Annotated in this window: 6 protein-coding genes; all 6 read right to left on the bottom strand. The window is 25.5% G+C overall.

Annotated elements, in window-relative coordinates; all coding sequences use genetic code 11:
• Nucleotides 1-200: 200 nt before the first annotated feature.
• Nucleotides 201-1304, bottom strand: coding sequence for an AI-2E family transporter (locus AWT72_RS07260; protein ID WP_067143034.1), 1104 nt, complete (start codon nt 1302-1304; stop codon nt 201-203).
• A gap of 83 nt (nt 1305-1387) precedes the next feature.
• Nucleotides 1388-5647 carry a PolC-type DNA polymerase III gene (locus AWT72_RS07255; protein ID WP_156286433.1) on the bottom strand — a complete coding sequence of 1420 codons (4260 nt, stop codon included), beginning with the start codon at nt 5645-5647 and terminating at the stop codon, nt 1388-1390.
• Nucleotides 5647-6258 (bottom strand): deoxynucleoside kinase, encoded by a 612-nt coding sequence (locus AWT72_RS07250; RefSeq protein ID WP_231501467.1) that lies wholly within the window; start codon nt 6256-6258, stop codon nt 5647-5649. The genes AWT72_RS07255 and AWT72_RS07250 overlap by 1 nt, the downstream gene beginning before the upstream one ends.
• An 84-nt stretch (nt 6259-6342) precedes the next feature.
• Entirely contained in the window at nt 6343-7623 is a 1281-nt protein-coding gene (locus AWT72_RS07245; RefSeq protein WP_067143028.1) for an adenylosuccinate synthase, read from the bottom strand.
• Between the two features lies 1 nt (nt 7624).
• Nucleotides 7625-7867, bottom strand: coding sequence for a KH domain-containing protein (locus AWT72_RS07240; protein WP_067143025.1), 243 nt, complete (start codon nt 7865-7867; stop codon nt 7625-7627).
• 188 nt (nt 7868-8055) lie between these two features.
• On the bottom strand, nt 8056-8402 hold a 347-nt coding region (locus tag AWT72_RS07235), incomplete at its 5' end, for a PD-(D/E)XK nuclease domain-containing protein (protein WP_197407631.1).

Genomic DNA, 8402 nt, shown 5'->3' with positions numbered 1-8402 from the left:
GTTGCGAAACTTGGGTTATACCCTGTATATTCAAAAAGTCAATTTATATAAAAAGACAGATTTTTTTAATCTGCCCTATTTTTATATTTATATTACTTATATCTATTTTAATAAAAATTTTTTATTTTTTATAATCATAATTTTATACTGTCATTTATACTGTCATTTATACTGTCATTATAGTTTAAAATTATTCTTTTTCAATTTTTTTCTAATTCTTTTTGTGCCAATTTTTTGTCTTGAATATCTAAAACAATTTTTCTAATAATTGCAAATACTGGTGTTCCAAATAACATTCCTAAAAATCCAAATAAAGTTCCTCCAATGGTTACTGATACTACTCCCCATAAGGCTGGTAAACCTACTTTTCCATCAACAATTTTAGGCCCTATTATATTTCCGTCTATTTGTTGTAAAATTAAAATAAATATAATTGCACAAAGAGCTTGTGTAGGTGAAATAAATACTGTTATTAAAATAACAGGTACAACACCAATTATAGGTCCAAAATATGGCACCATATTAGTTACACCAATAATTATTGCAAATAAAAATGAATACTCTAACCCAATAAGTTTAAATCCTATTAAGGCTATAATACATACAATCAGTGAATCTAATGACTTTGCAACTAAATAATTATCAAAAATCTCATCTGAAATATATAAAATTTCAGCAGCTTTATTTGTAAATTTTTCACCAAAATATGCAGTAAAAAGCTTTCTTGTTTTTAAAAAGAAGTTTTCCTTGTCACTTAAAACATAAACCGCAACTACTAAACCTACTAAAAACTCAATAATTAATGTTGTTATAGAATATACAAGTGAACCTATATTAGATAAAATACTTTGAAGTAGACCTATCATAAATTTTAAAAGTTTTTCTACATTAGTTTTTATTATTTCATTATTAGTTTCATTTGAAAAAGAACCTATTTTATTAGTAATATTATCATTGTACCATTCATTAAAATTATTGGCTAAATTAGATGTATCAGAAACAAAACTTGGAATTGCATCTATCAACATTGGAATAAGTACTACAAAGAATAAAATCAATATAGTTAAAACTACAATAAATGATAAAGGCAAAGAATATTTCCGCGAAAGTTTTAATTTATTCTCAAAATTTCTAATGACAATATTTACAACATATGCAATTACCAATGCCCAAAAAAACGGTGCAAGCATTCTAATTACATAATTTAATATGTTTAATAATAATAATTTCTCATTTAATAATCTAAACGCAATAAAACTTATAATTATTATTGGTAAAAATTCTATATATTTTATTTTTTTCATAATCCCCCCATTCTAAAAAAAAATATTTTAAATTATTGTTTGGGTTAAGGTTATTTAGAATAATATAAAAAATATTCTAACTCTTAAAATAAAGTCTGTTGGTCTGTCTCATTTAAATGACTAACAACACCATACTTATTTAAAGTATTCATAACAGAAGTATTAACACCTGTTCTTTTTGCTAAATCTTCTTGTGAACTAAATTCACAATTCTGTCTTGCCATAACTATATTTTGTGCTACAACGTCTCCTAATTGGTCAACTGCAATAAATGGCAATCTAATTTTACCATCATGTATTACAAATGTTTTTGCTTCTGATTTATATAAATCTACTGGTAATAACTCTATATTTCTATAATGCATTTCTATTAAAATCTCTAATAGATTGACTTCTGCCTTGTCATTTACATTTTTACTATTAGCCATTTTTAATTCATAATATCTTGCTTTTAATTGATCTATTGGTTTTATAGCCTTACTCATAGTAAACGATGATACTTTTCTATTAAGATATGCAGTGTAGAACTCTAATGGGTGATAAACTTTAAAATATGCTATTCTCATTGCCATCATAACATAGGCTACAGCATGTCCCTTAGGGAACATATACTTTATTTTTTCACAAGAATCTATATACCAAGATTTAACTCCTGCATCGTGCATAATTTTCTTATATTCTTCCCATTGTTCTTTTTTCTTATTTGGTTGTCCTTTTCTTACAAACTCCATTATCTTAAAACTAGTTTTTTTCTCTATTCCTTGCAAAATCAAATAGTTCATAATATCGTCTCTAACACTAATTATCTCACTTAGACTAGCAATTCCCTGATTAACATAATATTGTGCATTATTAAGCCATACATCTGTCCCGTGTGATAGCCCTGATATTCTTACTAACTCAGTAAATGACTTAGGCAAAGTATCTTTCAACATTTCTTTAACAAAGGCTGTTCCAAATTCAGGTATACCATTAGTTCCTAAATCAGTTTCTATTTGTTCACTTGTAACATTTAAAGCTTCTGTTGAAGAAAACAAACTAAGAACCTTAGAATCTGTTAAAGGTATATTATAAGGGCTAATACCTGTAAGATCTTCTAAATTTTTAAGCGTAGTTGGATCATCATGACCTAGTATATCTAATTTTACTAACTGTGAATCCATAACATGATAATCAAAATGTGTTGTAGTAGAATCTGAACTCATATCATTGGCAGGCTTTTGTATAGGTGTAAATTCATATACTGATTTATCACTAGGAACTACTACCATACCCCCTGGATGCTGTCCTGTTGTTTTTCTTGCCCCTTCTATCATTAAAGCAAGTCTTTCTATTTCAGGAAATTGTTTTTTCATTTCATCTTTAATATAGTTTTCTTCAAAACTTTTAACTTCATCTTGATTAGAATTTTCATTATATATTTTATTAGAAACTTCTTTTACTTTTTCTTTTGCTAATTTTTCATAATATTTTTTTACATAACCTATAGCATTATTATATGCTGTTGTAGATATAGTTCCTGCTCTAAATGTATTTTCTTTACCAAATAATTCCTCTGTATACTTATGTATATTTCCTTGAAATTCACCAGAAAAGTTTAAATCAATATCTGGTACTTTATCTCCATCAAATCCCATAAATACTTCAAAAGGTATTGCATGCCCATCTCTTATATATTCTATATCACAATTAGGACAATTTTTAACTGGTAAATCTACTCCACTTTTTTCTAATTCAAATATTTCTACATTTTTACATTTACTGCATCTATAATGTGGTGCTAAACCATTAACTTCTGTTATTCCCATAAGATAAGCAACTAATGAAGACCCAACTGAACCCCTTGAACCTACTAAATAGCCGTTATCTACTGATTTTTTAACTAGTTTTTGTGCTATTAAATATAGGACAGCAAACCCATTATTAATTATTGAATTTAATTCTTTTTCTATTCTTTCCTCAATTAATTTTGGTAATTTTTCTCCATATAGTTCATGTGCTTTTTCATATGTAATTTTTTTAACTTCTTCTCTATCACCTTCTATTTTAGGAGGATAAAAACCTTTTGGTATAGGTCTTACTTTTTCTATCATATCAGCTATTTCATTAGTATTTTTAACTACTACTTCATATGCAATATCTTCTCCTAAATATGAAAATTCATCTAGCATTTCATCAGTTGTTCTAAAATGTGAATTTGAATTATACTTAAAATTACTAAATTCTCCATTTGCCATCTGAAGCACTTTTTTTGCTTTTGATTCCCGTTTAGTCATATACATAACGTCTGTTACTGCAACTGTTTTTTTATTTAGTTTATTTCCTAAATCATAGAAATATTTATTCATTTCTTTAACATAATCTTCTCCACTAATTTCACCAGTTGCTATTTCTTTTTCATATTTACCTATAGGATAGATTTGAATATAGTCATAAAATCTAGCTGCTTCTTCTATTTCTTCTTTATCCATACCCCTTATATACATACTAACTAATTCCCCTGAATTGTTATAGCCCATACTAGGAGATGATGATATTAATAATTCTTCTTTATTTTTTTCTAATAAACTTTTAGGAATTCTTGGGACTTTACTTCCAAAATATTCTATATATGATTTACTTACTAATTCATAAAGTGAACTAAGACCTTTTTGACTTTTAAGTAATATAGTTGTCATTTGAACAGGTGCTATACTAACATCTAATTGTAATTTATCATTTACGTCAGTTAAAGTTACTACATTCATAACTGATATTCTGTTAAGTAACAAAATGAAAATCTTAGCAGTAACTTCAGCATCATTTAAGGCCCTATGGTGGTCATCATTTGCAATATTAAATCTTTTACATAATGCATCTAAATTAAATCTTTTTTGATCTTTTAAAGTAAGTTTTGCCCATTCAATAGTATCAATATAGCTAAAATTAGTTTTATAATCTAATTGTTTACATTTTTCAGTAATAAAACCAACGTCAAATCTCGCATTATGAGCTACTAATGTTGTATCTTTTACAAAGTCTAAAAATTCAGGCATTACTTTTTCAATAGTTTGTGCATCTTTAACGTCTTCATCAGAAATATTAGTTAATTCTTTTATTTTTTCTGGTATTATTCTTTCTGGATTTACAAAACAAGAAAAAGTATCTATTACTTCTAAATTCTTTATTTTAACTGCCCCTATTTCTATAATCTTATCTTCATAAGGATTAAAACCAGTAGTTTCTATATCGAATACAACATAAGTTTCTTCTTCTAAAACAACATTTTTAGGATTTATTACTAACTTGGCATTATCATCTACCATATATGCAGTTAGACCCAATATAGCCTTAACATCTGATTTTTCATTATATATAAAGGGAAAACTATGTACTGCTCCTAAATCTGTAACTGCAAAAGCCTTATGTCCCATTTTAGACATAATATCTGTTATTTTTTTACAATTAATATTAGAATACATTTCACTCATATTAGTTTTAATACCAAGTTCTACTCTTTTAGTCTCTGCTGAATCAATTATATCATGACTAATTTCGCCAACTTTTTTTATAAAACTAGTTTTAATATAGTAATCTTGATCAAAATTCATATCTTTTGTAAAAGTTCCTTTAACTTCTACTATATCATTTACTTTTATACCATGTTCTAAATCACCATTATAGAATTTTTTACAAACATAAGAATTTTCATTATCTGTTATATAGAAAGAAACTATTTTTAATTTCCCGCCATCTTTTTTAACTATGTTTTTTTCAACTATATGGAAAATTTCTCCTTCTAATTCTAAAAATTTCCCCAACTCAAAATCTACTATGGTAGTTTTATGAACTACCTCAGGAACTTTTGTTTTGGGGGCTTTAATATGGTTATTTGCCATAATAACTTCAATAGGTCTTTTATAAGCTCTTATTATTTTATCTTTCAAAATACTTATAATATTATTATGTTCTATTATATTTTTATCTACGTCATTTGAAACAATTAATTGTATTATATTATTTTGTACACTTATATTTATTTTAGATAATTTACCTTCTCCATTATAATTTTCAAAATCTATAAGTTCTAACATATATTTAGCAATATTTTCTAGACTTTCATTATCTTTAAATTTACAAAAATATTTTAATGTATATCTAGTTTTTTCTTTTTTTAATTTATTTTTTATATTAGTATCTAATCTACTTATAGCCTTGTAATCATTTGCATCTAAAACTTTTATATATATCAAAATTTGCATAACTGTTACAGGTACAATTTCTACATTTTCTAATTTAATACTGTCTATACCAAAAGCAACTTCTAAATCTAATTTAGGATTTAACTTTATTATTTTCTTCATTATTTTATTCCTAATTTTTTATCTATTATATCAAAAATATATTCCTTATCTTTTTCATTATTTACAAAATCTAGTCCATCTACATTTATTCTTAAAAATTCTGATAAATTATAGTTATCAAAATATTCTCTATAATTTTTATCTAGACTAATCCAATAATCAGTTGGTACTATTTGTTCGTAATCTCTACCTCTTTTTTTTATTCTCTCAACTGCATTATCAACAGAAGTTTCAAGATATATCATAAGTGCTGGTTTTTGTACATTTTCAAGCATGTTATATAGTAATTCTTCATATAATTCAAATTCTTCCTTACTCATATCTCCATCTTCATATAACATTTTACTAAATATTACATCACCATATATTGATCTATCCATAACACATGTTTCTAAACTAGCTGCTTCTTTTATCATCTTATATCTTTTATTAAGAAAGAATATTTGCAAAGGAAAACTCCATCTTTTTTTATCATAATAAAATTTGTCTAAAATAGGATTATCTACTACTGGTTCTTCATACACCTTAATCCCATATCTTTTTGCTATTAATTCTGCCAAAGAACTTTTACCAACTCCAACTACTCCATCAACACATATAGTTCCTTTCATTATTTCCTCCTTAATTTTTACTTTCTTAAAAAAATTTTTATAATATTGCATACTTAACTCCTGTCAAAAAAATCTACCTAGACTTTATTTAATTATTATTTGTTCTTTTTTAGAACCTACTGATATTAAACTTATTCTAACTCCCAAGTATCCTTCAATATACTCAATATATCTTTTACAATTTTCAGGTAAATCAGCATATTCTTTTATATTTGATATATCTTCTGACCAACCATCAAATTCTTTATATAATATATCAATATCTTTGTTATTATCACATTCCAAAGGATAAGTAGGATAAACTATTTTATCTATTTCATACCCTACTGCTATTTTTATTTTATCTAAACCAGTCAATACATCTAATTTAGTCAAATTAATATCAGTAACACCATTTATCATTATACTATATTTTAATAAAACCAAGTCTAACCAACCGCATCTCCTAAATACATTAGTTCCCGTAACATATTCATTTCCTTTTCTTGCAAAATGTTCTCTTGTTTCAAAAAAAACTTCGCTAGGAAATAGACCACCTGATACTCTGGTTGTGTATGCTTTCATAACTCCTATAATATTTGAAATCTTATAAGGTGGTATTCCTGCACCACTACATATACTTGAAGCATTAGTACCAGTTGATACTACATCAGGGTATGTCCCAAAATCATTATCTAGCATTAAAGCCTGACTTCCTTCAAATATTACTTTTTCGCCTTCATCTATGGCTTTATTTATTTCACTAACTGCATCTATAATTCTATATCTTAATTTCTCTGCATAATCTGTATATTTTTCTACAAGGTATTCTACGTCAATAGGATTTTCATTATATTTAACTAAAACATCATTTTTTTCTTTTAAATTTTGCGTTATTTTATTTCTTAAAATTTCTGGATTTAATAAATCCGATATTCTTATTCCTATTTTAGATATTTTATCTACATAACAAGGTCCTATACCATTTTTAGATGAATGAACAACATTTTTACCTAATATTTTTTCTTTAACATTATCTATCTTTGTGTGATATGGCATAACTATATTAGCCCTACCATCAATAAATAAATTAGTTAATAATTTACCAGTTTTTTCTATGCTATATACTTCATCAAAAAAATTATCTATATCTATTACAGTTCCTGCTGCCAATATACATTTAGCCTGACTGTTTACTACACTTATAGGCAACATATTTAAATCTATTTGTTCATCGTTTTTTATAATTGTATGACTTGCATTATTTCCGCCAACAGATTTTATTACATAATCAGCATCTACTGCATATCTATCTATAATTTTACCCTTACCTTCGTCTCCAAATTGTAGACCAAGTATTATATAAGTATTATAATTTTTATTCATTTTAAATATCCTTAACTAATATTCTAACATTTTTTTTATCTTTATTTGATATTGAATTTATAAAATTTCTTAAAGCTGTTATTATATTTCCATTTTTTCCTATGATTTTCCCCATGTCAGATTTATCAAGACTTATTTCTATTGTCATATTATCTTGTTTTTCAACTACATTAATAGTATATTTTGATTCATCTCCTACAAATTCTGTTAACCAAAATTTAACTAAATTCTCATATTTTGTCATTATATTATTTATACAATATAGAATAATCTATACCGTATATCTCCTTTCTTTTTTTATATATCTTTAAATTATTTTAGTAACTTTTAATACACAAATTAAAAACATTGTTTATTAAAGTATACCATTTTTATCCTATTTTTTCCATAAAAAAGAGCATAGATTTTTCTGTCTATACTCTACTTAAATTTTTAATTAATTTCTCTTATACTCACTTCATAATTGCAACATACCATAGTATATATTTGTAAACCTTCTAACTGTTCATCTGTGAAATAATCTTTGTATTTCTTTGCTTCTATTTGTTCTTTTGCTTCTTTATGTTTATTTTCTATATCTTTTGGTGTGTCTACACATTTTAATTCTATTAATTTTGCTTTTCTTGTTATATATGCTGGTAGTAATATTATATCTGCTTCTCCTATACCTGCTTTTTGTTCTACTTTGGCTATATAATAACCAGATAAATTAAATAGGGTTGCTATTAATGTTCTATATGCTCTCTCATATGTCTTAATATCTTTTGCATATACTTTTT

This window comes from Oceanivirga salmonicida (genome assembly GCF_001517915.1).
Taxonomy (GTDB): domain Bacteria; phylum Fusobacteriota; class Fusobacteriia; order Fusobacteriales; family Leptotrichiaceae; genus Oceanivirga; species Oceanivirga salmonicida.
Note: the sequence above shows the minus strand (reverse complement) of the source record. Positions and strands in the feature narration are given on the sequence as shown.

Coding starts and splice junctions, on each gene's coding strand:
- AWT72_RS07245 (WP_067143028.1), bottom strand. CDS start 7,623: ATGAATAAAAATTATAATACTTATATAATACTTGGTCTACAATTTGGA.
- AWT72_RS07250 (WP_231501467.1), bottom strand. CDS start 6,258: ATGAAAGGAACTATATGTGTTGATGGAGTAGTTGGAGTTGGTAAAAGT.
- AWT72_RS07255 (WP_156286433.1), bottom strand. CDS start 5,647: ATGAAGAAAATAATAAAGTTAAATCCTAAATTAGATTTAGAAGTTGCT.
- AWT72_RS07240 (WP_067143025.1), bottom strand. CDS start 7,867: ATGACAAAATATGAGAATTTAGTTAAATTTTGGTTAACAGAATTTGTA.
- AWT72_RS07260 (WP_067143034.1), bottom strand. CDS start 1,304: ATGAAAAAAATAAAATATATAGAATTTTTACCAATAATAATTATAAGT.